Below are 24,172 nucleotides of genomic sequence, written 5' to 3'. Positions count from 1 at the left end.
GCCGTCGCACCCCTAACGCAAGGCGGGCAGCGCGGTTCCTAGATAGGAACCGCTGGGCGGGATACCATGGACGATTGGATCGATTATTACGACTCCACGCATACGATCTATGTCAGCAAGCTGCACCGCGACTTGCACTTCCAGATCATCGCGCGGGACATCATCGGCTACATCACCTCGCCCGAGGCGACCGTGCTCGACTATGCCTGCGGCGAGGCGCTGTCGGCGAACCAGGTGGCGGCCGCCTGCGGCAAGCTGATCCTGGCCGAGCCGGCGCCGGGCGTTCGCGGCCGGCTGATCGCGCGGTTCGCCCCCAACACCAAGATCCGCGTCCGCTCGCTCGACGACGTCCGCAACATGCAGGACCAGTCCATCGACCTCGTGGTGATGAACTCGGTCGCCCAATACATGACGAGCGAGGAGCTCGATGCCGCGCTGCTCAACGTGCGCCGCTTGCTCACCCCGTCAGGCAGACTGGTGCTCGGCGACATCCTGCAGCCGCAGGTCGGCATGTTCAGGGACGTGGTGGCGCTGCTCAGCTTCGGCCTGCGTCACGGCTTCCTGAAGGACGCGCTGATCGGGCTGATCAGCACCGCGCTGTCGGACTATCGTCAGCTGCGCTCGAAGATCGGACTGCAGCGCTACAGCGAGGACGAGATCACCGCCAAGCTGAAAGCGGCCGGCTTCGCAGTCCAGCGCGCCCACACCAATATCGGCCACAATCGCTGGCGCATGACATTCATCGCGCGGCCGCCATTGGTTCGTTAAGCATAACAATTAGCCGTTGTAGCTTGTCGCAGTGCAATCGGTAATGTCCGCGCCGGCCCGGTGGCGGAAGCGTCTACGCGAGGGCGGTGCAACGCTCTTCATCCTGGTTCAAATCCAGGCCGGGTCTCCAGCCTTCGCTGGCTTCGCCAGCTTCGGCTCGGCAGGCCCTATCGTGCGAAGGCTGCCTCGGCGAAGCCCGAAGGGCGAAGACGGGCACGCTTCGCCTGCCACCCCAAAACAAAACCTCGAAAACAACCCCATGCACAGTAGCCGGTGATTTCCGGCGCGATGCTCGCTGCTTCCTGCGAACGCATTGACGCTGCGAACAAATCAGCGCCTTGCGCGCAAGCGTCTCATTTTCGGTCAACCTCGACCAATTCGCACTCCGCAAGCAGCGGCAGCCGGTCGGCGTCCTTGGCTGCGGAGCTGAGCACGGCATCGAGCAGGCCGGGGAAACGGGCCTCCATATCCTCACGTCGCAGCCGCATGAAGCGGTTGGTGCCTGCGATGCGGGTCTGCATCAGGCCGCAATCGCGCAGCTTGGCGAAGTGATAGGCGAGGTTCGACTTGCCGCTGAGCCCGTTGAAGTCGCCGCAGCGAAGCTCGCTGCTGACACGTTCCTGCTGGGCGAGCTGGTAGACGATCGCCAGACGGATCGGATCGCTCAGGCAATCCAGGACCATCGGCAGCTCGATCTGCTCGCGGGTGGGATGGTGCGGCGTGCGGCTCATGATCCCGGAATCATAGCGATGCGGCCGCAATGTTCAATAGTTCTTGAACCAATTGACAGCGAAACAGCTTCGTTCGATAGTTCAATAAACATTGAACATAGGATTGTTGGCGATGAGCGTGTTCTGGCTGGCCCTTGGGGCCTTTGCGATCGGCACCGAAGGGTTTGTGATTGCTGGGCTTTTGCCTGCGATCGCGAACGACCTGTCGATTTCGGTCTCGGCCGCCGGCCAATTGGTGACCGCCTACGCCCTCACCTATGCCGTGGGCTCTCCGGTCCTGGCGGTGGCGCTGAACAACATCGACCGCCGGACCGTGCTGGCCCTGGCCCTGACGACCTTCATCGCCGGAAACCTCGCGGCGATGGTGGCCTCCAACTACGCCTTGCTGCTGGCCTCGCGGATGCTGATGGCGCTGGGCTCCGGCCTCTGCATGCCGACGGCGCTCGCGGTGTCGGTCGCGGTCGCCTCCCCCGAAAGGCGCGGCCGCGCGGTGGCGCTGGTCACCTCGGGTCTTACGGTAGCGACCGTCATCGGCGTTCCCTTCGGCAATCTCGTCGGCAGCCTGTTCGGCTGGCGCGCGACCTTTGCCATGGTTGCCCTGATCGGGGCCGTCGCGCTCGCGGGCCTGCTGCTCGGGCTGCCCCGCGGCCTGCCGCGCAACACGGCTTCGCTCAGCGACCGCCTGGCGGTGGCGCGGCACAGCAACGTGCTGATCGCGCTCGTGATCACCGTCCTATGGGCGCTCGGCGGTTTCACCGTGTTCACCTATTTCGCGGTTCCGCTGCACGGACTCGGCTTCGATGCCTCGCAGATCAGCCTGGCGCTGCTGGTGTTTGGCGGCGCGGCCGCGATCGGCAACATGCTGGGCGGCGTCCTTGCCGACCGGCTCGGCACGCTGACCACGGCCGCGCTCGGGCTCGCCGGCATGGCGAGCGCCCTGATCCTGCATTCGCTGGTGCTGAAGCTGATGCCCGGACAGGCGCATTACGCCGTGCTGGGCGCGATTTTCCTCTGGGGGATCTCGGGCTGGGCGTTCTATCCGGCCCAGATTGCCAGCATCATCCGGATCGAGCCGCAGGCCTCGATGATCGCGCTCTCGCTCAATGCCTCCTCGATGTATCTCGGCTTCGCCATCGGCGGGGCGCTGGGCGGCGCGGTGCTGGCCGCCCTCTCCCCGACCGACCTCGGCTGGATCGGCGGATCGAGCGTTGCGGCCTCGCTTCTGGTGCATCTCGCCCGCGGCTGGCAGGCCCGGCCAAAACCCGTCAAAATTGCCGGTTGATGGGCGTTTTTCGGGGTTTCGCCGCCCCGAAAACTGGTCTAAGACCCACCCGCGCGCGAGGGAAGACCCCGCGCTCTCGCACAAGGGGACGCGCGGCAAGCGCGCCCTTTTTTTGTGCCCAGTTTCCAGCCCGCGAGCGGTGATGCCTAAACGTACCGACATCTCGACCATCCTGATCATCGGCGCCGGTCCCATCGTGATCGGCCAGGCCTGCGAGTTCGATTATTCGGGCACCCAGGCGGTGAAGACGCTGAAGGAAGAGGGCTACCGCATCGTCCTCGTCAATTCCAATCCGGCCACGATCATGACCGACCCGGAATTGGCCGATGCGACCTATATCGAGCCGATCACGCCCGAGATCGTCGCCAAGATCATCGAGAAGGAACGCCACGTCATTCCCGGCGGCTTCGCGCTGCTGCCGACCATGGGCGGCCAGACCGCGCTGAACTGCGCGCTGTCGCTGCGCCGGCAGGGCACGCTGGAGAAGTTCGACGTCGAGATGATCGGCGCCACCGCCGATGCGATCGACAAGGCCGAGGACCGCCAGCTGTTCCGCGAGGCCATGACCAAGATCGGCCTGGAGACGCCGAGGTCGCGCCTCGCCAACGCGTCCGAGCTGAAGAAGTCCTTCCGCGACAAGCACCAGGCCGAACGCGCAAAACTGTCGGGCGCGGCGCTCGAAGAACTCGACCGCCAGTGGACCCTCGGCGAGAGCGATCGCCGCAAGCGCTACCAGGAATACGCCTTCGGCCAGGCAATGATGGCGCTGTCCGAGATCGGCCTGCCCGCGATCATCCGCCCGTCCTTCACCATGGGCGGCACCGGCGGCGGCATCGCCTACAACAAGGAAGAGTTCCTCGACATCATCGAGCGCGGCCTCGACGCGTCCCCCACCAACGAAGTCCTGATCGAGGAATCCGTCCTCGGCTGGAAAGAGTTCGAGATGGAGGTGGTGCGCGACAAGAAGGACAATTGCATCATCGTCTGCTCGATCGAGAATTTCGATCCGATGGGCGTGCACACCGGCGACTCCATCACGGTCGCGCCGGCGCTGACGCTGACGGACAAGGAATACCAGATCATGCGCGACGCCTCGCTGGCGGTGCTGCGCGAGATCGGTGTCGAGACCGGCGGCTCCAACGTGCAGTTCGGCGTCAATCCCGCCGACGGCCGCATGGTCGTGATCGAGATGAATCCGCGCGTGTCGCGTTCCTCCGCGCTGGCCTCGAAGGCGACGGGCTTCCCGATCGCCAAGGTCGCGGCAAAGCTCGCGATCGGCTACACGCTCGACGAAATCGCCAACGACATCACCGGCGGCGCGACGCCGGCCTCGTTCGAGCCGACCATCGACTACGTGGTGACGAAGATCCCGCGTTTCGCATTCGAGAAATTCCCCGGCGCCTCCTCCACGCTGACGACCTCGATGAAGTCGGTCGGCGAGGTCATGGCGATCGGCCGCACCTTCCAGGAGAGCCTTCAGAAGGCGCTGCGCGGGCTCGAGACCGGCCTCACCGGGCTCGACGAGATCGAGATCGAAGGTCTCGGCCGCGACGACGACAAGAACGCGATCCGCGCCGCCTTGGGCACGCCGACGCCGAACCGCATCCTTCAGGTCGCCCAGGCGATGCGGCTCGGCTGGTCGAACGAGGACATCTTCAATTCCTGCAAGATCGATCCGTGGTTCCTGAGCGAGATGCGCGGCATCGTCGACATGGAGGAGAAGGTCAAGAAGAGCGGCCTGCCCTCCAACGCGTTCGGCATGCGCACCCTGAAAGCCATGGGCTTCTCGGACGCGCGGCTCGCGGTGCTGGCGCAGACCACGGAGGCCGAGGTGACCGACAAGCGTCACGCGCTCGGCGTCCGCCCGGTCTACAAGCGCATCGACACCTGCGCGGCCGAGTTCGCCTCGCCCACCGCCTACATGTATTCGACCTACGAGGCGCCGTTCGCGGGCGTGCCGGCGGACGAGAGCGCACCGTCGGACAAGAAGAAGGTCATCATCCTCGGCGGCGGTCCGAACCGCATCGGCCAGGGCATCGAGTTCGACTATTGCTGCTGTCACGCCTGCTTCGCGCTGCATGACGCCGGCTACGAATCCATCATGGTCAACTGCAACCCGGAGACCGTGTCGACCGACTACGACACCGCCGACCGGCTCTATTTCGAGCCGCTCACGGGCGAGGACGTGCTGGAGATCATCGCGAAGGAGCGCAGCAACGGCACGCTGCATGGCGTGATCGTGCAGTTCGGCGGCCAGACCCCGCTGAAGCTCGCGCGGGCGCTGGAGGCCGCCGAAGTGCCGATCCTCGGCACCTCGCCCGACGCCATCGACCTCGCGGAAGACCGCGACCGCTTCAAGCGCGTGCTCGACAAGCTGCGGCTGAAGCAGCCGAAGAACGGCATCGCCTATTCGGTCGAGCAGGCCCGCCTCGTCTCCGCCGATCTCGGCTTACCGCTGGTGGTGCGCCCGTCCTACGTGCTGGGCGGCCGCGCGATGCAGATCATCCGCGAGGAAAACCAGCTCAACGACTACCTTCTCGGCACGCTGCCGGAGCTGGTGCCGGCCGACGTCAAGGCGCGCTACCCGAACGACAAGACCGGGCAGATCAACACCGTGCTCGGCAAGAACCCGCTGCTGTTCGACCGCTATCTCTCCGATGCGACCGAAGTCGACGTCGACTGCCTCTCCGACGGCAAGGACACCTTCATCGTCGGCATCATGGAGCACATCGAGGAAGCCGGCATCCATTCCGGCGACAGCGCCTGCTCGCTGCCGCCGCACTCGCTCGACGCGAAGATGATCGCGGAGCTGGAGCGGCAGACCCGCGAGCTCGCGCTCGGGCTCGACGTCGTCGGCCTGATGAACGTGCAATACGCGATCAAGGACGGCGACATCTACGTGCTCGAGGTCAACCCGCGCGCCTCGCGCACGGTGCCCTTCGTCGCCAAGGTGATCGGCACGCCGGTCGCCAAGATCGCCGCCCGCATCATGGCCGGTGAGAAGCTCGCCGACTTCAATCTGAAGAAGGCCGATCTCAGGCATGTCGGCGTCAAGGAATCGGTGTTTCCGTTCGCGCGCTTCCCGGGCGTCGACACGGTGCTCGGCCCCGAGATGCGTTCGACCGGCGAGGTCATGGGCATCGACCGCTCCTTCGCGGTCGCCTTCGCCAAGAGCCAGCTCGGCGGCGGCACGCGGGTGCCGCGCAAGGGCACGGTGTTCGTCTCGGTGCGCGAGAGCGACAAGGTCCGTATCGCCGACGCCGTGCGCCAGCTGCATTCGCTTGGCTTCAAGGTGCTGGCCACCTCGGGCACGGCGCGCTTCCTGACCGATCAGGGCATCCCGGCCGAGAAGGTGAACAAGGTGCTGGAGGGACGACCGCATATCGTCGACGCCATCACCAATGGCGACGTCCAGCTGGTTCTCAACACCACCGAAGGCCCGCAGGCGCTCGCCGACAGCCGTTCGCTGCGGCGCGCGGCCCTCTTGCATAAAGTGCCGTATTACACCACTCTTTCCGGGGCCGTGGCGGCCGCGCAGGGCATCCGCGCCTATCTTGGCGGGGACCTTGAGGTTCGTACCCTGCAGAGCTACTTTTCGGAAACCTGATCGCTAGCGGCGGTAAAGCCGCCGCTAAGTGATTGGCAATGAAGCCACAATGGCCGGAGGAACTGTCCGGCCATGTGGTTGTTCTGTTCCGGCGCCAGACCCACATAACACTCCGGTGGCGGCGTGCTCAGCCCCGGACATAGCGACGAATCAAGGTTGCCGCGCCCTTCCGTTTTGGGGGCGCGCCGGCCGAAGGACGAGAGAAGAGATGGAAAAGGTTCCGATGACCCAGGCCGGCTTTGTCGCGCTCGGGGAAGAGTTGAAGAAGCGCCAGTCCGAGGACCGTCCTCGGATCATCGAGCACATCGCCGAGGCGCGTTCGCACGGAGACCTGTCGGAGAACGCGGAGTATCACGCCGCCAAGGAAGAGCAGTCCCACAATGAGGGCCGCATCGCCGAGCTCGAGGACAAGCTCGCGCGCGCCGACATCATCGACATCTCGAAGCTGTCCGGCGACACCATCAAGTTCGGCGCCACCGTGACGCTGGTCGACGAGGACACCGAGAAGAAGACGGTGTGGCAGATCGTCGGCGAGGTCGAGGCCGACGCCAAGAAGGGCCGCATCTCCATCACCTCGCCGCTCGCGCGTGCGCTGATCGGCAAGAAGAAGGGTTCGACCGTCGAGGTCAACGCCCCCGGCGGCGCCAAGGCGTACGAAATTACCAAGGTGGAGTGGCGGTAAGCATTTGCCGCTGCGCTGAGGTTTGAAAAGGCCGCGCGATGCGCGGCCTTTTTGTTGCGGCGTGTTGCTGAGTGAGCGGAGCAACGCTCTCACTACCCGTCATTGCGAGCGCAGCGAAGGCAATCCAGAATCCCTCAACGGAGACAGTCTGGATTGCTTCGTCGCAAGAGCTCCTCGCAATGACGATGTGGAAGCGGCAGTGCCCTCACGCTCGTGTCCCGGACGCGCTGCAACGCGCAGCGTTGCTGCGCAGAGCCGGGACCCAGAAAGCAACACGGGAAGACGCAGTGACATGGGCCCCGGCTCTGCAGCGCACCGCTACGCGCTGCGCTGCGTCCGGGGCACGAGAGTGAGAGTTTACCGCCGTCCCTTCACGTCCAGCGGCACGGCCGCCTCGTATTTCGAATTGTGCAGCACCAGCGAGGTCCGCACGTTGCGCACATGGGGCGCTGCCGTCAGGTGCGTGACGAAATCCTGGAAGGTCGCCATGTCGGGCGCGACGCATTTCAGGATGAAGTCGACTTCGCCCGACAGCATCCAGCACTCCCGCACCAGCGGTTCGGCGCGGACGAACTCCTCGAAGGCGCGCAAATCCGCCTCGGCCTGGCTGGACAGGTGCACGGCGGCGAACACGGTGACGTCGAAACCGAGCTTGCGGGCGTCCAGCAGGCCGCGATAGCCGTGGATGTAGCCCTCCTCCTCCAGCGCCCGGACCCGGCGCAGGCAGGGCGGCGGCGAGATGCCGACGCGCTTGGCCAGCTCGACATTGGTGATTCGACCGTCGGCCTGAATCTCGGTGAGGATCTTCAGGTCGATCTCGTCTAGGTTCCGCGACACGTGATTGGAACTCCTGGCCTTTGCGGCGGTATTGGGTGGGTCTTTCGCAATCCTCATAGCCCAGTCCGCACGGTTAGCGCAATTTTATTGCGCGTGCAGCGCAATCGAGTTTTGTTCCCTGTTGGAAAAATCCGCCGACAGGGAATGCAATTCTTGCATAGCTCACCAGAAGGCTTAGATTAGCTCTGATATTTCAGCGCCTCCGCGAGGCCTCCCGGCACGTTCCGCGCCCGCGCTGCAAATCCCCCGTGAAAGGCGTCCATCGAAATGTCCGCTCCTGTTCATGCAAAGGTCGTCATTATTGGCTCCGGCCCCGCCGGATACACCGCCGCGATCTACGCCGCGCGCGCGATGCTCGAGCCGATTCTGATCCAGGGCATCCAGCCGGGCGGCCAGCTCACCATCACCACCGACGTCGAGAACTATCCGGGCTTCGCCGACGTGATCCAGGGCCCCTGGCTGATGGAGCAGATGGAGAAGCAGGCGGTCCATGTCGGCACCAAGATCGTCTCCGACCTGGTGATCAAGCTCGACACCACGCAGCGTCCGTTCCGCCTCACCTGCGACTCCGGCGACGTCTATCTCGCCGACGCCGTCATCCTCGCCACGGGCGCGCAGGCGCGCTGGCTCGGGCTGCCGTCCGAAGCAAAGTTCCAGGGCGGCGGCGTGTCGGCCTGCGCCACCTGCGACGGCTTCTTCTACCGCAACAAGGAAGTCATCGTGGTCGGCGGCGGCAACACCGCGGTCGAGGAAGCGCTGTACCTCACCAACCATGCCTCGCAGGTCACCATCGTGCATCGCCGCGATCACTTCCGCGCCGAGCGCATCCTGCAGGAACGCCTGTTCAAGCACCCTAAGATCAAGGTGATCTGGGATTCGGCCGTCGACGAGATCTGCGGCACCGAGAACCCCAACAAGGTCACCCATGTCCGCCTCAAGAACGTCAAGACCGGCGCACTCACGGACGTGAAGGCCGACGGCATCTTCATCGCCATCGGCCATGCACCCGCGACGGAGCTCGTGAAAGACCAGATCAAGCTCAAACCCTCGGGCTATGTCGAGGTCGCCCCGAACTCAACCGCCACTTCGGTGCCGGGCCTGTTCGCCGCCGGCGACGTCGCCGACGAGACCTATCGGCAGGCCGTCACGGCCGCCGGCCTCGGCTGCATGGCAGCGCTCGAGGCTGAACGTTTCCTGGCCCTGCGCGCCAGCGAGCGCGCCGCAGCGGAATAAAGATCATGCCTCGAACACGCGACGGATTTACGGATATGGACTGGGACAAGCTGAAGGTGTTTCACGCGGCGGCGGAAGCGGGAAGCTTCACGCATGCGGGAGAGCAGCTCGGCCTGTCGCAATCGGCGGTCTCTCGCCAGGTCTCGGCGCTGGAGCAGGAGCTTTCGGTCTCGCTGTTCCACCGCCACGCCCGCGGCCTGATCCTCACCGAGCAGGGCGACCTGTTGTTCCGCACCGCGCATGACGTGTTCATGCAGCTGCAGGCGGCGCGCGCCAAGCTGACCGACAGCCGCGAGCGGCCGAGCGGCGATCTCAAGATTACAACCACGCCGGGCGTCGGCATCAACTGGCTGATCCCGCGTCTCGGTGAGTTCACCGCGCTCTATCCGGAGATCCGGATCTCGCTGATCGTCACCGACGAAGAGCTCGATCTGTCGATGCGCGAGGCCGACGTCGCCATCCGCACCCGCAAGCCGACGCAGCCGGATCTCATCCAGCGCAAGCTGTTCGCGATGGGCTTCCACGCCTATTGCTCGCCGGAATACATCAAGCGCTTCGGCACGCCGCGCACGCTGGAAGAGCTCGACTCTCACCGCATCATCACGCTCTCGGACGGCAACTTCGCGCCGCATCTGCAGAACCGCAACTGGCTGGTGGAAGCTGCGCGCAACGGCTCGGGTCCGCGCGAGGCTTATTTCAAGGTCAACAACATCCTCGGACTCGTGCGCGCCTGTCAGCAGGGCCTCGGCATCGCCGCGCTGCCGGACTATCTGGTCGAAGAGCAGAGCAAGCTCGTGCAACTGTTCGGAGAATCGGATTCGATCCAGCTCGACACATACTTCGTCTATCCCGAGGAGCTGAAGACCGTCGCACGCGTGCAGGTGTTCCGCGACTTCGTGGTGAGCAAGGCGCAGCGCTGGCCGTCCTGATTTCCGCATGTCTGACATGCGGCCTCGGCTGTTGCTGCATGCCGCTCGTCAAGCCCATACTGTTTGCACGCTGAGCCTTCGCGTTGCGCATTTGTCCCCCTCCTCCAGTGGCGCGGGAGTTCAGTAATCCCTCTTGGAAGGTGATTGTGTCGGCCTCACGTGGCCAATACCTAAGCCGGGCCCTTCGGGTCCGGCTTTTTTTCTGTCGAATCCGCACCTCGCCTTCCGCGTGTATTGACAGTTCCAGGCCTCCCCCGCATCATCCGCCAATGATCACGAAGTCGTGCGCACTCGTTTCGAAAAAAGGCCCCCATCCGGGGACCTCGGAATGTTGCGCGCGCTAGGCTGACTTCGTCATCGCGACAATCCCGAAAACCCCGCCACCTGGACGGGGTTTTTTCATGTGCCCTCCGTCTCAGGTTTCCCGAGAAGGAGATGGAACATGACCGGACTACGAGAACATTTGCACGGACTGTGGCTGCCGCTGGTGACGCCGTTTCAGGGCGGCAGACTGGACGAAACCTCGCTGCGGCGGCTGACGCGGCATTACTGCGCGCAAGGCATCGACGGCTTCATCCTGGGGGCGACCTCCGGCGAGGGCATGACGTTGCGGGAGGCCGAGCTCGAGCGCCTCGTTGCCATCGTGCGCGACGAGATGGCGGCCGGCCGCCGCAGCTTGCCGCTCTGCCTCGGCCTGTCGGGTGCGGACACCTCGCGCCTGAAGGAGCGGCTGGACGAAACCGCGGACTGGCCGATCGAGGGCTATCTGATCGCGAGCCCTTACTACGTGCGGCCGTCGCAGCGCGGACTGCTGGCGCATTTCGAAGCGCTCGCCGACCACGCGGCCTGGCCGATCGCGCTCTACAACATTCCCTATCGCTGCGCGGTCAACATCACCAACCAGACCATGCTGCGCCTCGCCGAGCATCCCAACATCGTCGGCCTCAAGGATTGCGGCGCCAGCCGCGAGCAATCGATCGCGCTGTTGCGCGACCGGCCGAAGAATTTCCGTGTGCTGACCGGCGAGGATGCGAACTATCTCGAGGCGCTGACCGACGGCGCCGACGGCGGCATCGTGCTGTCGGCCCATGTGGAGACCGCGACCTTCGCGGCGATCCTTGGCGAGATGAAGCGCGGCAACCACGACGCCGCACAGGCGCGCTGGCACGAGGTCGCCGACCTGACGCGGCTGCTGTTCACCGAGCCGAGCCCGGCGCCGGCGAAGTACTGGCTGTGGCGCAGCGGCCTGATCGACAGCCCCGAGGTACGCCTGCCGATGGTGGAAGTCAGCAGCGAGCTCGCCGCCGCGATCGATCGCGAGATCGCGCGGCGGATGAAGGTCGCGGCGTAGGTCTTTTCTCTCTACGCGTACGGTGCCCCTTCTCCCCTTGCGGGAGAAGGTGGCATAGGCGGCGTTTGGCCGCCGTCCTTAAGAACGCCGAAGCGAAGCTTCGGCTATGGCGCCGGATGAGGGGTCTCTATCCGCGCGCCTAAGTGTTCGCGAGGAGAGAGACCCCTCACCCGTCTCGCCGCGTTGCGGCGAGCCACCCTCTCCCGCAAGGGGAGAGGGTAAACGCGCCCCTTGGTTAACCGTACCCCAACGGCCTTCGCAGTCGCCGCATGGTGCATCCACGTCTCGTTTACGCATCCGCCCCTATCGTTTTCGGCAAAGTCGACCGAAGGGGGAATATCCAATGAGGCATCGCACACGGCCTACGGCCGCGAGCCAGTTCGCGCCTGCCGATCTCCTGCAGGGAATTCTCGTCGTCTCGTCGTTCGGATTCTGGGCGGTGGTGCTCGGCCTGATGCCGGTGCTGCTGTACAAGGTCTGGCTGGCCTGAGGCGGCAGCTCCGCTGCGATGGTTAAACCGGCGTAGCAAATGCGTTCAAAATACGAACGGGCCTGCAAGCCGGAATCTTAAAACATCGCGTGTAGGGTAAAGCCCATAAGCGAAGAAATCGCGGGGGCGTTTGTGAATAGTCATAATGAAGTGGCGTCGCATTTCGGCGCCGGACAGCCGACGCTGTCCAATGAAGAGAGCTTCACCACCGAAGACATTCTCTGGGCGGTCGGCATCTGGTCGGTGATCCTGACGCTGTCGCCGGTCATCGTGTTCTACATGCTGATGGTGGCGTGAGCTTCACCGCCGCCGGCGTTGCTCCCTCTGCTCTTCGTTCTCGTCGTCATGGCCGGGCTTGTCCCGGCCATCCACGTACTTTGACGCGACGGCAAGAACGTGGATGCCCGGGACAAGCCCGGGCATGACGGAGCATCATCCAGAAACGCAAAACGCGCGGACTTCCGCGCGTTTTTCGTCCGGGGAATGATTTATGAAAATTATGCCGCCTGCTTGTGCATTGCGCCGGATGCCGACGCCGTGCCGCGAATGGCCTTGACCGAACGCTCGATCGCCGCCCACAGCCTTGCAATTTCCTGAGCCGCACGGCTCTCGGCCTGATACTCACGCGCGCCTTCGCCGTGGCTGAGTGCCATCAACAAATCCGAACGATTGGTGATCTGACCGCCCCACACCGGAGCACGGAATTTCGCCAGCGCCTCGCGGGCGATGGTAACGATCGGGCTTTCGGCCTCGTCGCGCTTGGCCGGTGCACCGTTGAGCACGACCGCGTAGGGCTTGCGCGCCGCACGGCACATCTGGATGGTTTCCTGCACCGCGTTGACGTCGAACACGCCGGGACGGGCGGGGATGACCACCATGGTGGCATTCTTGATCGCGTCGTCGACGACGGCCGAGAGGTTCGGCGGCGTGTCGATCAACACCCATTCATAACCGTCGCGCTTGGCAGCGGAGACGATGCCGCTGACCGAGTTGACGGCGGCCTTGATCGGCGGCTCGTTGGTGCCGCGCAGCTTGTGCCACAGCGTCAGCGAACCCTGCGGATCCGCGTCCACGAGCATCACCTGCTTGCTCGCCTTGATCTGCGCGGCGAGATGTGCAGCCAGGGTACTCTTGCCCGAGCCGCCTTTACGCGATGCGAAAACAATAACGTTCATACCCTTGGCCTCCAGATTGACCCCAGGCCGCGAAAATGAATCACCACGCTGATTCGTGAAAGAAAAATTTACCGGGAGTTGCTCCGCGGTCACGAAATAACTGGGGTGTTGGCTTTTGAGTCACACTGCCGCGCGCGACAGGACACAAACTGCAACGAAACGCCTTCCAGCGAAGCGTATGTGCTCTTTTTGAGCAGCGCGGCGGCAAAACGGCTTGCAACCTTGCCGCGTAAACCGTCGCCCGACTCTTTTCGATCGCGTGCCGCCGTAATCGCCGCAGGGCCGCGCGCTGGCCGCGCGAACAAAACGAGTCCGGTGGCTGTCGCCGGGCTGAGGCCGCAATCATCTGGTTCGGGGATCGAAGAAAGCGCTTTGATGCCTCGGGCCGCGGGAAGACGCCGCGACGGAGATGCGAATGCCCGGGACACCTCCCGCGAAGTCGCTTCGCGCTTGGGCCCGGGCATCGGGAAGTTTCGAAGAAGGAACGCGCTTGCCTGCCGCGCTCAGCTCTCGGTGGTTTTCTTCTTCTTGCTCGCCTTCGGCTTGGTGCTCTTCTTCGTGTTCGAGGCAGCCTTCGGCGCGATGTTGGTGGGACGGCCGGCGCGGGCCTCGCCGGGCTCGGGGCCCTGGCGGAAGAACGCCCTGCACTGCGGCGACAGCTGCGACTTCTTCTGGATCATGCAGGCGGTGATGGCGTCGACGTTCGGAACGAAGTCGCCGCACAGCCGCATCGCATCGGGCGTGCAGGCCTGCTGCTGCTCCGGCGTGTAGGCAAGGCTGCTGCCCGGCAGGACCAGCACGGCCAGGGCAACCCCGGCGACGGCAGACAGAACGGACTTCCCAGAGTGAAACGCCGGCATCGATCCCCCCAAAGTACGAGTCAGGGCGCGGAGTGTGGGTGAACGGCGGTTCGTTGGCAACGAGGGGGGACGCGAAAGGCTGGAGTTGTGCGGTCTCGGCAACAGGGGCCGTTGCGAAGGCCTAGTGGCTGACGGGGCCGCCATCTTCGCCGCTGTCGCCGCCCGGCTCGACCGGGCGACGACAGCGGATTCCGACACAGGTGTCATTCCCCGCGCAGGCGGGGAATCCAGTACGCCGCGGCCTCTCGGGGGACGCCGGGCGGCGGTGGAATACTGGATCCCCCGCCTTCGCGGGGGATGACAGCGGTGGGTGGAAGGACCGCGCCTAACTCCTTGGCGAAACGGGCGGGACCGCCTTCCGGCCGAGGCCCCGAACCTCCTCAAACAAAACTGCGAAAACAACCCCATGCACAGTAGAAAACCGACGGCATTGTCGCGCCTTAGGATTTAGCGAAGTCGGGTTTGACTTGCCGGGCAAAACAGGGGCATCATGTCACGGTCAAAAGATGCGCGTGGGGTGGCCGGCCTGTGTCCTGCGCTGTCAGAAGCGCAAGGCGAGGAGGCGATCGCATGGAAGGCAATGAGGTAGGGCTGCCGCTGTCGGGCGTCACGGTGGTCTCGCTGGAGCAGGCGATCGCAGCCCCCCTCGCCAGCCGGCACCTGGCGGACTGGGGCGCGCGCGTCATCAAGATCGAGCGGCCGGGCGCCGGCGATTTCTGCCGGGACTACGACCACGTGATGAACGGCATGTCGAGCCAGTTCGTCTGGACCAACCGGTCCAAGGAAAGCCTTGCCATCGATATCAAGAGCGAGAGCGGGCGGAAGGTGCTGGATGCCCTGCTGCCGCAGGCCGACGTGTTCATCCAGAACCTGGCGCCAGGCGCCGCGGAGCGGCTGGGCCTCGATGCCGCAGCGCTGGTCCGGAAACATCCGCGCATCATCGCCTGCGACGTGTCGGGCTATGGAACGGGCGGCCCCTACAGCGACAAGAAGGCCTACGATCTGCTGGTTCAGTGCGAGGCCGGCGTCCTCGCCGTCAACGGCACCGAGGCCGAGCCGGCCAAGGTCGGCCTGTCGGTGGTCGATATCGCCACCGGCATGTACATTCTCAACGGCGTGCTGATGGCGCTCTATCGCCGCGAGCTAACCGGCAAGGGCACCGCCTTCCAGGCGTCGCTGTTCGATTCGATCACGGATTGGATGAGCTACCCCGCGTTCTACACGCAGAGCACGGGCAAGCCGCTGCCGCGCACAGGCGCGCGGCATGCCACCATCGCGCCATACGGCCCGTTCCGGGCCGGCGACGGCAACACGATCTTCTTCGGCATCCAGAACGACCGCGAGTGGCGATCGCTGTGCAACATCGTGCTCGGCGATGCCGGCTTCGCCGACCATCCGAGCTACCGCACCAATCCGCTGCGCATGCAAAACCGGGACGATCTGCAGGCGCATATCGAAGGGCGTTTCGCATCCCTGACCGGCGAGGAGGTGTTGCGGCTGCTCGACGCGGCCTCGATCGCCAACGCGCATCTGAATTCAGTCGAGGCCTTCCTGGAGCATGAGCAACTGCACGAGCGGTCCCGGGTGCAGAGCGTCGGATCGCCGTGCGGGCCCGTGATGAGCTTCCTGCCCGCGCTCACCATTCCCGGCCTGACGCCGCGCATGGATCCCGTCCCCGGTGTCGGGCAGCACAATCAAGCCATCTTCAGTGAACTCGGTCTTTCGGAGGAGACGTGACGATGGTTCATCAGCGACCCTCGCGCGCTTACCTCGCCGTTCCCGCGCATCGCGCCAATCTCGTGGCCAAGGCCGCGGCTTCGGCCGCGGACGCCGTCTTCATGGATCTCGAGGACGCGGTGCCGCCTTCCGAAAAAAGTGCGGCGCTGGCTCAGGCCGTCCAATCCCTCGCCGCGCTCGACTGGGGCAACAAGCGCGTCGCGGTCAGGCTCAACGCCGTCGACAGCCCCTGCCTCGCGGCGGAAATCCGCGCGCTGGCGCCATTGTCCCGGCTGGATGCGGTGATCGTGCCGAAGGCCGAGCGCGCGAGCGACATCGCTGCGATTGCCGGCGAGCTGCGTGCCGCGGCCGGGGACCGCCCCGCGCCGGTCGCGCTGGAATTGCTGATCGAGACGGCGCTCGGTCTCGTCAATGTCGACACGCTCGCCGCGTCTCACGAAAGCGTCGCCGCGCTTCATCTCGGCGTCGGCGATTTCGCCGCCTCGATCGGGGCCCGCTCCTCCGACATCGGCGTGTCTCCGGATGGCTACCGGCACGTCGGATCGGCGCACAGCGGCTACGCGTCCGCCCCGCTCGACCTGTTCGCCTATCCGATGATGCGCCTTCTGGTGGCCGCGCGCGCATTCGGCCTGCGCGCCATCGACGGCCCGTGCGGCGCGTTCCGCGATCTCAGGCTGACCGAAAGCATGGCGCAGAAGGCCGCCGCGATGGGTTTCGACGGCAAGCAGGTCATCCATCCCGACCAGATCGCACCGACGCTGCGCGCATTCGTGCCGTCGGACGAGGAGCTCGCACAGGCGCGACGCATCGTCGAGGCGATGGCGCAAGCCGAGGCGCAGGGCCAGGGCGCGGTGACGCTGGACGGCAAGATGATCGACTATGCCAATGTGCGCATGGCACGACGGATCATCGAGCTGGGTTCGTAGCGCGCATGGCCACCATCTTGATCGTCGCGCCGGTGTTCGCCTTGATCGCCGCGGGCTACGCGTCGGTGCTGTTTCGCTTCGTCTCCGAGACCGCGCACAAGGGCATCAGCGAATTCGCCTTCAGCATCGCGATCCCCGCGCTGCTGTTCCGCACCATCGTCGTCTCGGAATTCCCCGACGTCAGCCCCTGGCAGATGTGGGGGGCCTATTACGGCGCGCTCGCGCTGACCTGGATCGCCGCGCTGGCGATCTCGGCCGTGTTGCGCGCGCGGCGCGGGGACCGCGAGGACGGCGTCGTGTTCGCGATCGGCTCGGTCTACGGCAACATCGTGATGCTCGGCATTCCCCTGGTGCTCTCCGCGCTCGGTAACGAGGGCGCAGGACCCATGGCGCTGATCCTGTCGGTGAACACGCCGCTGCTCTGGCTCTGCGGCATCCTGCAGATGGAGCTGGTCAGCCAGAAGCGGACCGGCTCGCCGCTGTCGGTGATCCGCCCGGTGCTCGCCGACCTCGCCCGCAACCCCCTGATGCTCGCGATAGGCTTTGGCGTGGTCTGGCGCTTCACCGGCCTCGGCCTCAACCCCGTCGTCGACCGCACCGTCGAGCTGCTCGCGCAGGCAGGATCGCCGGCCGCGCTGATCGCGCTCGGCATCAATTTGTTCCGCTTCGAGGTGAAGGGCGAGAAGCTGAGCATTCTGGTGATGTGCGCGCTCAAGCTCGCCGCAATGCCGGCGGCAGCGTTCGTGCTGGCGAAGCTGCTCGGGCTGCCGCCGACTGCGGCCGGCGTGATCGTGCTGTTCGCGGCGATGCCGACCGGCGCCAACGCCTACATCTTCGCGGCGCAGTATCAGCGGCTGGTGAACCCGGTGTCGGGCGCGGTCGCGCTGGGCACATTGCTGGCGGCGCTGACGCTGCCGGTGGTGGTGATGATCGTGACGGGGGCGAGGTAGGGGCGATAAGGCAGGAAGCGCGCTAATCCGGTGCTGCCGCGCGCCAAGCCTTCTCCCAGAAGTCCGCCTCGAGCCGGGTGGCTTCCTTGAAGATCGCGATCAGCTCGGCCTCGCGGGCCGGCGTGGCGTAGAGATCGGCGAGATGATCCAGATGCGCCCGCGCCTTGGCAGAGACCTCCTGGTACGGCACGCCGGCGTACTCGGCGATCCAGACGCGATAGGCGTTGGTCGCAGCGTCAGCATGGGGTCGCGCGGCGAGCCGCGTTGCAATCTCCGCGTACCCGATCACGCAGGGGGCAAGCGCCACCTTGAGTGCCAGCAGATCGCCGCGCATTCCCGCGTCGAGCACGTAGCGCGTATAGGCCAGCATCTCGGCCGCCGGAGGGGCCTGTTCAAGGTCGGCCGGGGATAGACCCCACTCGGCGCAGAGCTTCACATGCAGGTTCATCTCGACATCGAGGATGGCCGACAGGCCGGCCGCCGCTTCACGCATATCGGCAAGCCCGGGCGACTTGTAGACCGCGAGCGCATACGCGCGGGCAAACTCGATGAGGAACAGGTAATCCTGAACGAGGTAGTGACGAAACGCCGCTTCGGGGAGCGAGCCGTCCGCCAGTCCGTTCGTGAAGGGATGCTCGGTGTAGGCCCGCCACTCAACGGATGCTTGTGTCTTGAGACGCTCGAAGAAACTCACGATCTTTTCCGCCTGGCCTGATTTTCCATCAACGTCCTTGGCTCGCTACCGATAACGCATCGCGAACCCTGGAGCTACTGGGATCGCGCACAAAATCGCCGAGCATTCCGGTGATGTGCGCGCTCAAGCTGACGGCGATGCCGGCGGTAGCCGGGGGCGAGGTCGTCCTGCCCGCCCCCGTCCGAACGACCAGGCCGATCGGCTACTGAAACTTGTAGCTGATCCTGACGCGCGCAACGTCGGTCGTGAGCTGGTTGCGGATGACGCAGCCGCCATCGGGTCTGCCTGTGCAGGCCACGGTGCCGTCGATCGCGCGAATGGTCGCTTCGTTATCCCGATACATCGTATGCAGGAATTCGCCGCCGACGATCCAGTTCGAGTCGAGCGCATACTCGACGCCGATGCCGACCACCCCGCCCCAGACCGTGCCGCTGCTATTGGCCGTAACTCCGGTGGTGTTTCCGAAGTTCGGGAATGGCATGAAATTGAAGAACTCGACGCCGGTCTGCCTGACATCGGCCCAAGCCGCGCCAGCGGTCACATAGGCGAGGACGTTGTCGACGACGAGGCCTGCGCGCGCCCGGATCGTGCCGCTGGTATCCGCCTTGAGACCGACGTTCATCGCTCGGGAGTCGTCGCCGCCGAGCAGCGCACCCTTGAAGCGGCTGTTGCCGTTGAAATCGGCTTCAATACCGACGAGGCCCCGACCGAACTGATAGTTGTAACCGACCTGCGCGCCGCCGGTGAAGAAGCCGGTCGTGGGGGTCGCGGACGTGCAGTAGAAGCAGGGATCGTCGAAACGGGATGACGCCATGCCACCGCCGACATTGCCGCCGACATAGAAGCCGGTCCAGCTGTACACGGTGGCCGCCGGCGCAGCCTTGAACCTGACCGCGCCGATGTCGGCCGCGGAGCTTGCCGTGGTAGCCGCCAGCAACAGAGCGGCCGCAGCCGCGAAAGTGTTTCTCATCGAAAGTCTCCCAATGGACATGTGTTGGCTCCGGCAGCCAACGCCTGGACGCTGGCCGCGCGTCCGATGCGCCCGCGAGAAAGCCTGGGAAACGCGCCACGCGCGTCATGCGAACGCAGGAGATCGCAGCAATCTCCGGTGGCGTTGCCAAATTGACACGGCGGCTCGCGGCGGGCAGCGGACCGCGCTCGCGCGCCTGCTTTCCGTCGTGGCGGCGTGACGTCGTCCGCCCCGGGCTTTCGTTCGCCGCCGACACTGCTGGCGGTAGTGGCACACTGAGCACGTGCGCCATGGTCCCGATCATCCCGAGGATTTTGCCTTTACACGCAAAGGTCGCTAGGCTGCCCCGATACGTGTTGCAGGGAGGGTAACATGGCACAGCGCGAAGACATGCTCGCATTGATCAGAGCCGCCTACGCCGCGCGCGGCGACGGTGACGTCGAGGGCCTGGTGACCGCCTTTCATTCCGAGGGCGCGTTCATCTTGAAGGGCGACAAGAGCGCGCTCGAACTGACAGGAAGTATGCAGGGACATCCCACCCTGCGCAGCGCCTTCGGTCAATTCATTGCCAACTTCGGCTTCGAGAGCCGCGAAATCCTGGCCGAGCTGGTCGACGGCGATCGCGTCGCGGTCCATTCGCGCGTTGGGGTTCGATATCACCCAACCGGAAAGACGTTCAGCACCGAGATGGTGGACTTGTTCAGGATTCAGGATGGCAAGATCGTTGAGCTGATCGAGTTCGCGGACACGGCGCAGATCAAGGCGATGATTGCCTGACGTGCAAACGAAACGTATCGAACCAGCGACGCGCAGCCTAGTGCACGAAATTCCACGCCCCCGAACAGCACGCGCGTACCGCCCTGCGTCGGGAGGGTAATGCACTGTCACCGTATCCCTATTTGGATCGCTGGAGGCTGCCTTGAACGACAGTAGAAGCGTTCCTTCTTTTTCAATCGGCATAAACGATCTCCAAGAGCATTGGAGGCGACTTCACGCTCTCGAGGAAGGCGAATTGATAGGTGTGATTGATCTCACGCAAATGCCGCCCTGGAAGGTGATTTGCGGACAGCTTCACTGGCAAACCTACGAACTTGGTGGAGGCTACTTCAGTGCCAAGCATCACGGCTTTTGCGGAGTCTATCGCTTGATTGCACTTGAGACCCCACACGATCTTTCCAAGCCCGCAAAATTGGCGCGAGTTGGGGGCGAAGACGATAGCGGAACGCTCTACCTTGGTGAAGCAAGCGATCTAAGCCTTCGCCTAAATCAGATGAGACGAACGGCGCGAAGCTATCGAAGTGAAAGGTCGCATGGCGCAATCAACATGCTAAGACAACTAAGGGCTCTTGACTTTCCGGAAGAGAAACTGGGTGTGGCTCTCATGTTTACCGGTAGGCACACGCGATCGGTCGAACGCGACCTGCTGCATGCCTACATAAATTCCTTCGGCGAGATGCCGCCGTTAAACTACAGACTTTGAATTCGCCAAAGTCACGTCACAGTGCAGAAAATTGGCCTTTGCTAGCACTTCGGATAACCTGCGCCCTGCCGCATCAGGAGCTCAGCGGGCTATTGTCGAAATCTCTAGCCTCTTACGTAAGATCCACTGCCAGCGGGTGGGCGCGGAGCTTGGCGCACTGCGCTAGCACCTTTCGTCCTAATGGTTCCTATTGCAATTTTGGCTCAACCGTTGATCGCAAAAACATCGGCAGCACGACTCATACTTCTGGCTGGTTCGAAGAACCTACAAAATACCTAGTTCTATCATTTATCCAAGCCACCACGTATCTCTCCGCGTCCGCTTCACCCATCGAAGGGCAATCGCGTGTCAACGCTTCAATGTCCTGAAGCTGCTGCCCCACGGACTTTGCACGAGGCGGCGAGACCAAGTTCCAAATGCGCTCAGCCGCCTCGAAGAACAATTTCGCATCACAGAATTTACCCTTCGCAACAAGCAACTCGCCAATCCAAGTTCGAATGAAGCCATTATTCTCGACGTGCCGCCGAGGCGACATTTCTAAAATAAGCGCAGACTTGCGATAACATACAAGCGCCTCGTCAATCTTGCCCATCCGATGCAAGCACCGGCCTGTGTTGCCATAATAGGACTCTCCCCTATTCTCGTCGAATTCGTCCGGATCCAGAATGCTCTCTAACGACATGCCTTTAAGAAAATGGTCGATTGCCAATTCAGGATGACCCACATCGCGTTGCGCTAGCGCGAGCTCGTGCTCCGTATTGAACTGCGTGTCAACATTGGTGCGATCCTTGAGCTCTTTACCCATTTGAGCCCATTTCAATGCATCGGAAAATTCGGACCGCGTCCAATGCATATGCGACCGCAAGGCACAATAGTTGATGTACCGCGCATCCTTGTCAGGCATTGTCGCTTCGTACTGTTTGAGCAACGCCTCATACTCATCCTGGCGACCCAAATTCACCAGGATTCGAAAATGCCTACCGCAGACGCGATCGAAATGTCGGTATATCTGCCAGTTGCTCCAATCAATCTTGCGGAACAATATACGAGCAACTCGTGAGAATTCTCCCGGCTGATCGCTGGAGTAAAGTGGATACGCAACATACGATAGTCGCTCGAATGCCTCATCGTACTTTTCGGCTTCAATTAGAAGTTCGGCATTTTCAGTCCAGTAACGAAGGTCTCTTGCGGGCCTCGAAGAAATATCTTGCGCAAAAATCGCTATGAACTTGTGATACACGGCGATGATACAATCAATGAAGCGTACCCTGTCCTCTAACCGAAATGTCTTCCGGATAAACTCTCGCACCAGAGGATGCAGATCGAAGAGATCATCAAGCTGTGGACTCGGCTTGATAACGACCAGATTAGCGTCCCGCAGCGCCCTCAAAGCCCGGGTCACTTTGTTGAAACGCATCTGACTGGAGAGATAGTCGCCCAGCGCTTGAGCCGTCTCAGGCCGAACAGTCTCAGCCATCGTTTGGAGAACAAGTTTTTGGTTAAGTTCCAACGTATCCCAAATTAAGGTGAGAAAGGATATGACAGAAGCGGGCACCGCACCGCTTTTGCTTGCTAACTGCACCAAAATCTCGCGAAACGCCGCAGGCTTCTTAGCTACTTGCGCCGCGATAAGATCGAGCCAGAACGCATGACCGCCTGTTAGATTGTGCACCTCCTCTAATTCGCTCGGCGATCTCAAAGCGCCGCGCCTGGCAAACAACTGCCCTGTCTCCGCGAGATTTAGTCCCGAAACACTGAAGGTCAGGACATTGGAGTCAACGTATTGAATGTCTGGTCGGCAGGTGAATATCAGCCGGGAATTCGTTCCAAAACTCAAATACGCAGCAAGGAAAGTCGAAGCATTTCCGACCAAGCTATTCTTTTCCAAATCGACATAGTGATCGATATTATCAAACACGAACAAGACCTTTCGACTTCGCGTCAGAGTTGCCAAAAGTTCGGCTAGCACTTCCATCTTCTGCTGAGCGAGATAGTTGGCCGATGATAGACCACCCGAAAGGCGAACGATCACTTGTATGACTTGGTTTTCGAAGCGCTCCCCCTCCTCCTTGCAGTCACGCCAAACGAAGGTATCAAAGTTACCTTTCTCTTTCTCTGCCTCGAAATACCGGGCAGCGACCGTTGATTTTCCCTGTCCGCCGAAGCCCGTAATAAAACATGCGCGCTGCGACATAGTCGACAGCTGATCAAGCTCCTTTTCTCGACCGACGAAGACTTCCGCACGCGGCGGACGATCCTCGTCGCTGGTCTGTCGGGACGGCTCGATCGCGGGTGTCGACTGTTCACTCTGGCGTTCGCCAAGGACTCGCCATCTGCTCAGCAGGGCAGGAAAAAGCTTATGACAATCTACCCCGGCGTACAGATTAACACGCCCGCGATCGAGTCCTGGCGACAGACTCTCAATAAGAGAACTTTCAGGTTCTGGTTGTGGGGAATAGAACGTCCATATTATTTCTGGACGCGCGGTATCGTCTTCGATGACTTCCTTCAAAGCCGCGGAAAAAATGTCATCCCAACCGCCGTAGCCGACCACGACTAGGAGTTTCGAGCCGATCAATGATCGAAGAGAAGCTTTGAGCCGAGGCCGCGCTTGATTTAACTGGCGCATGGTATGGAGGGTGTCGGTCCCGTGCCAGTATCCATGCAGGTGCACGACGTGACACCCCAACGAATGTGTCTGACTTAGATTGCCCTCTCTGTGTAGTACGGTCCGGAAGGAGAGGCCCTTAGCGCTTTTGATAGCGACTTCAACTAATGGATCAAAGTTTGTGGTCAGTACGATTTCGCCAAACTTTTTGGGCTCAAGAGCAATCAATTCACCCAAGGACTTTGCAGCTGGACTGAGGCTCCAACCGTCACTCGTCTGATCAAGCCGTTCGCACTCCGCATCAGTCAGACTCGAGTCGGATGGTGGGAGCAAACGTGACATCGATACGGCGCGTCTGATTACGTTGTTTGCTGCGCCCTGCCCTCGCCTTCCAATCAGGTAGGAAAATGCTGTTTGATATGGCTGTGAACTCGTTTGCAGCGCTTGGTCGAGTTCCGGAAGCTGATCCGCGGCAAACTCTTTTTTGATTAGCTCGATTACCCCCTGAACATTTGGTACGCCGGCAGCGTTCCCGACCGGAGCTGTCAGCGCAGATCCGACCAAAAACACGACAGACTGACCTGAGCTCAATACTCCGTTCGTCAGACGATCCAGTAGCGCATCTTGGTCATAAAATTCGATGTTCGAAGGCATCTACAGTCCGTCGCGTAAGTTTGCGAAGCTAGTGATAGCTGAACAGACAACCGCGAATAAACGCGACTCGGTCTAACAACTTGGTTGTAGAATGATGCTTCGGCTTCGCCTGATGCAACCCAAGGGACGGCTCAATCCCCCCATATTGCGAGGCGGCGAAAAATAAGGCTCTAAGCTATTGAAATCATTGGTACAGTTGGGTGGGTAC

21 protein-coding genes and 1 tRNA gene are annotated in these 24,172 nt (G+C 62.8%); 15 read left to right on the top strand and 7 right to left on the bottom strand.

Translation table 11 applies throughout. From position 1 onward, the window contains the following. Positions 1 to 66: 66 nt before the first annotated feature. Both A7X65_RS19310 and A7X65_RS41850 read left to right on the top strand, forming a co-directional pair. A complete protein-coding gene (locus tag A7X65_RS19310; RefSeq protein ID WP_063687434.1) occupies positions 67 to 768 on the top strand; it encodes a class I SAM-dependent methyltransferase in 702 nt (233 codons plus the stop codon). Positions 769 to 822: 54 nt separating this feature from the next. Then, positions 823 to 898: transfer RNA gene (locus A7X65_RS41850), tRNA-OTHER, on the top strand. A 223-nt stretch (positions 899 to 1,121) separates the two neighbouring features. Here A7X65_RS41850 and A7X65_RS19305 read toward each other — a convergent pair. After that, positions 1,122 to 1,499 (bottom strand): ArsR/SmtB family transcription factor, encoded by a 378-nt coding sequence (locus tag A7X65_RS19305; protein WP_063687834.1) that lies wholly within the window; start codon positions 1,497 to 1,499, stop codon positions 1,122 to 1,124. 112 nt (positions 1,500 to 1,611) lie between these two features. Between A7X65_RS19305 and A7X65_RS19300 the strand changes: the two genes are divergently transcribed. The 3 genes from A7X65_RS19300 (at position 1,612) to greA (ending at position 7,070) form a co-directional block, all read left to right on the top strand. Further along, a complete protein-coding gene (locus tag A7X65_RS19300; RefSeq protein WP_063687432.1) occupies positions 1,612 to 2,781 on the top strand; it encodes an MFS transporter in 1,170 nt (389 codons plus the stop codon). A gap of 142 nt (positions 2,782 to 2,923) precedes the next feature. Then, complete coding sequence (carB, locus tag A7X65_RS19295) at positions 2,924 to 6,388, top strand: carbamoyl-phosphate synthase large subunit (RefSeq protein ID WP_063687430.1); 3,465 nt, start codon at positions 2,924 to 2,926, stop codon at positions 6,386 to 6,388. 208 nt (positions 6,389 to 6,596) lie between these two features. Next, positions 6,597 to 7,070, top strand: coding sequence for a transcription elongation factor GreA (gene greA / locus A7X65_RS19290; RefSeq protein ID WP_018643807.1), 474 nt, complete (start codon positions 6,597 to 6,599; stop codon positions 7,068 to 7,070). Between the two features lie 357 nt (positions 7,071 to 7,427). On the opposite strand, the gene A7X65_RS19285 is transcribed toward greA, so the two are convergent. Then, positions 7,428 to 7,907 carry an Lrp/AsnC family transcriptional regulator gene (locus A7X65_RS19285; protein ID WP_027547667.1) on the bottom strand — a complete coding sequence of 160 codons (480 nt, stop codon included), beginning with the start codon at positions 7,905 to 7,907 and terminating at the stop codon, positions 7,428 to 7,430. Between the two features lie 267 nt (positions 7,908 to 8,174). Between A7X65_RS19285 and trxB the strand changes: the two genes are divergently transcribed. The 5 genes from trxB to A7X65_RS41845 all read left to right on the top strand — a co-directional run bounded on the left by trxB (position 8,175) and on the right by A7X65_RS41845 (position 12,207). Continuing rightward, positions 8,175 to 9,140 (top strand): thioredoxin-disulfide reductase, encoded by a 966-nt coding sequence (gene trxB / locus A7X65_RS19280; RefSeq protein ID WP_063687428.1) that lies wholly within the window; start codon positions 8,175 to 8,177, stop codon positions 9,138 to 9,140. A 5-nt stretch (positions 9,141 to 9,145) separates the two neighbouring features. Further along, a complete protein-coding gene (locus tag A7X65_RS19275) occupies positions 9,146 to 10,069 on the top strand; it encodes a LysR family transcriptional regulator (protein WP_026312114.1) in 924 nt (307 codons plus the stop codon). Positions 10,070 to 10,511: 442 nt separating this feature from the next. Then, positions 10,512 to 11,420 (top strand): 4-hydroxy-tetrahydrodipicolinate synthase family protein, encoded by a 909-nt coding sequence (locus A7X65_RS19270; protein ID WP_063687426.1) that lies wholly within the window; start codon positions 10,512 to 10,514, stop codon positions 11,418 to 11,420. A gap of 343 nt (positions 11,421 to 11,763) precedes the next feature. Beyond that, the gene (locus A7X65_RS42695; RefSeq protein WP_167358262.1) at positions 11,764 to 11,910 is read left to right on the top strand and encodes a hypothetical protein; all 147 of its coding nucleotides are present in this window, start codon (positions 11,764 to 11,766) and stop codon (positions 11,908 to 11,910) included. A gap of 132 nt (positions 11,911 to 12,042) precedes the next feature. Continuing rightward, on the top strand, positions 12,043 to 12,207 hold the full coding sequence (locus A7X65_RS41845; protein WP_167358239.1) for a hypothetical protein: 165 nt from the start codon (positions 12,043 to 12,045) through the stop codon (positions 12,205 to 12,207). Positions 12,208 to 12,407: 200 nt separating this feature from the next. Here the strand turns inward: A7X65_RS41845 and A7X65_RS19265 are convergent, their stop codons facing one another. Both A7X65_RS19265 and A7X65_RS19260 read right to left on the bottom strand, forming a co-directional pair. After that, complete coding sequence (locus tag A7X65_RS19265) at positions 12,408 to 13,085, bottom strand: ParA family protein (RefSeq protein WP_025032179.1); 678 nt, start codon at positions 13,083 to 13,085, stop codon at positions 12,408 to 12,410. Positions 13,086 to 13,588: 503 nt separating this feature from the next. Then, positions 13,589 to 13,945 (bottom strand): hypothetical protein, encoded by a 357-nt coding sequence (locus tag A7X65_RS19260; protein ID WP_063687424.1) that lies wholly within the window; start codon positions 13,943 to 13,945, stop codon positions 13,589 to 13,591. 570 nt (positions 13,946 to 14,515) lie between these two features. Between A7X65_RS19260 and A7X65_RS19255 the strand changes: the two genes are divergently transcribed. Genes A7X65_RS19255 through A7X65_RS19245 form a run of 3 tightly spaced genes read left to right on the top strand, consistent with a single transcriptional unit; the run spans position 14,516 to position 17,558 of the window. After that, positions 14,516 to 15,682, top strand: a complete 1,167-nt coding sequence (locus A7X65_RS19255; RefSeq protein WP_063687423.1) for a CaiB/BaiF CoA transferase family protein — start codon at positions 14,516 to 14,518, stop codon at positions 15,680 to 15,682. Between the two features lie 2 nt (positions 15,683 to 15,684). Then, a complete protein-coding gene (locus tag A7X65_RS19250; RefSeq protein ID WP_063687422.1) occupies positions 15,685 to 16,608 on the top strand; it encodes an HpcH/HpaI aldolase/citrate lyase family protein in 924 nt (307 codons plus the stop codon). A 5-nt stretch (positions 16,609 to 16,613) separates the two neighbouring features. After that, positions 16,614 to 17,558: an AEC family transporter gene (locus A7X65_RS19245; RefSeq protein ID WP_063687421.1), complete on the top strand. Its 945-nt coding sequence runs from the start codon at positions 16,614 to 16,616 to the stop codon at positions 17,556 to 17,558. 22 nt (positions 17,559 to 17,580) lie between these two features. Here the strand turns inward: A7X65_RS19245 and tenA are convergent, their stop codons facing one another. Both tenA and A7X65_RS19235 read right to left on the bottom strand, forming a co-directional pair. Further along, positions 17,581 to 18,252 carry a thiaminase II gene (gene tenA, locus A7X65_RS19240; protein WP_063687419.1) on the bottom strand — a complete coding sequence of 224 codons (672 nt, stop codon included), beginning with the start codon at positions 18,250 to 18,252 and terminating at the stop codon, positions 17,581 to 17,583. A gap of 202 nt (positions 18,253 to 18,454) precedes the next feature. Then, complete coding sequence (locus A7X65_RS19235) at positions 18,455 to 19,222, bottom strand: outer membrane protein (RefSeq protein WP_063687417.1); 768 nt, start codon at positions 19,220 to 19,222, stop codon at positions 18,455 to 18,457. 372 nt (positions 19,223 to 19,594) lie between these two features. On the opposite strand from A7X65_RS19235, the gene A7X65_RS19230 reads away from it, so the two are divergent. Both A7X65_RS19230 and A7X65_RS41840 read left to right on the top strand, forming a co-directional pair. Next, positions 19,595 to 19,999, top strand: coding sequence for a nuclear transport factor 2 family protein (locus A7X65_RS19230; RefSeq protein WP_063687415.1), 405 nt, complete (start codon positions 19,595 to 19,597; stop codon positions 19,997 to 19,999). Positions 20,000 to 20,141: 142 nt separating this feature from the next. Further along, positions 20,142 to 20,702: a hypothetical protein gene (locus A7X65_RS41840; protein WP_156527877.1), complete on the top strand. Its 561-nt coding sequence runs from the start codon at positions 20,142 to 20,144 to the stop codon at positions 20,700 to 20,702. Positions 20,703 to 20,940: 238 nt separating this feature from the next. Here the strand turns inward: A7X65_RS41840 and A7X65_RS40680 are convergent, their stop codons facing one another. Next, a complete protein-coding gene (locus A7X65_RS40680) occupies positions 20,941 to 23,964 on the bottom strand; it encodes an SIR2 family protein (RefSeq protein WP_082884983.1) in 3,024 nt (1,007 codons plus the stop codon). Positions 23,965 to 24,172: the final 208 nt, after the last annotated feature.

Origin of the sequence: Bradyrhizobium stylosanthis (genome assembly GCF_001641335.1) — a bacterium.
Classification (GTDB): domain Bacteria; phylum Pseudomonadota; class Alphaproteobacteria; order Rhizobiales; family Xanthobacteraceae; genus Bradyrhizobium; species Bradyrhizobium stylosanthis.
Note: the sequence above shows the minus strand (reverse complement) of the source record. Positions and strands in the feature narration are given on the sequence as shown.

Bases quoted from the DNA above. Each gene is read 5' to 3' on its own strand.
- A7X65_RS19310 (WP_063687434.1), top strand. From the start codon at position 67: ATGGACGATTGGATCGATTATTACGACTCCACGCATACGATCTATGTC.
- A7X65_RS19305 (WP_063687834.1), bottom strand. From the start codon at position 1,499: ATGAGCCGCACGCCGCACCATCCCACCCGCGAGCAGATCGAGCTGCCG.
- A7X65_RS19300 (WP_063687432.1), top strand. From the start codon at position 1,612: ATGAGCGTGTTCTGGCTGGCCCTTGGGGCCTTTGCGATCGGCACCGAA.
- carB (WP_063687430.1), top strand. From the start codon at position 2,924: ATGCCTAAACGTACCGACATCTCGACCATCCTGATCATCGGCGCCGGT.
- greA (WP_018643807.1), top strand. From the start codon at position 6,597: ATGGAAAAGGTTCCGATGACCCAGGCCGGCTTTGTCGCGCTCGGGGAA.
- trxB (WP_063687428.1), top strand. From the start codon at position 8,175: ATGTCCGCTCCTGTTCATGCAAAGGTCGTCATTATTGGCTCCGGCCCC.
- A7X65_RS19275 (WP_026312114.1), top strand. From the start codon at position 9,146: ATGCCTCGAACACGCGACGGATTTACGGATATGGACTGGGACAAGCTG.
- A7X65_RS19270 (WP_063687426.1), top strand. From the start codon at position 10,512: ATGACCGGACTACGAGAACATTTGCACGGACTGTGGCTGCCGCTGGTG.
- A7X65_RS42695 (WP_167358262.1), top strand. From the start codon at position 11,764: ATGAGGCATCGCACACGGCCTACGGCCGCGAGCCAGTTCGCGCCTGCC.
- A7X65_RS19265 (WP_025032179.1), bottom strand. From the start codon at position 13,085: ATGAACGTTATTGTTTTCGCATCGCGTAAAGGCGGCTCGGGCAAGAGT.
- A7X65_RS19260 (WP_063687424.1), bottom strand. From the start codon at position 13,945: ATGCCGGCGTTTCACTCTGGGAAGTCCGTTCTGTCTGCCGTCGCCGGG.
- A7X65_RS19255 (WP_063687423.1), top strand. From the start codon at position 14,516: ATGGAAGGCAATGAGGTAGGGCTGCCGCTGTCGGGCGTCACGGTGGTC.
- A7X65_RS19250 (WP_063687422.1), top strand. From the start codon at position 15,685: ATGGTTCATCAGCGACCCTCGCGCGCTTACCTCGCCGTTCCCGCGCAT.
- A7X65_RS19245 (WP_063687421.1), top strand. From the start codon at position 16,614: ATGGCCACCATCTTGATCGTCGCGCCGGTGTTCGCCTTGATCGCCGCG.
- A7X65_RS19235 (WP_063687417.1), bottom strand. From the start codon at position 19,222: ATGAGAAACACTTTCGCGGCTGCGGCCGCTCTGTTGCTGGCGGCTACC.
- A7X65_RS19230 (WP_063687415.1), top strand. From the start codon at position 19,595: ATGGCACAGCGCGAAGACATGCTCGCATTGATCAGAGCCGCCTACGCC.
- A7X65_RS40680 (WP_082884983.1), bottom strand. From the start codon at position 23,964: ATGCCTTCGAACATCGAATTTTATGACCAAGATGCGCTACTGGATCGT.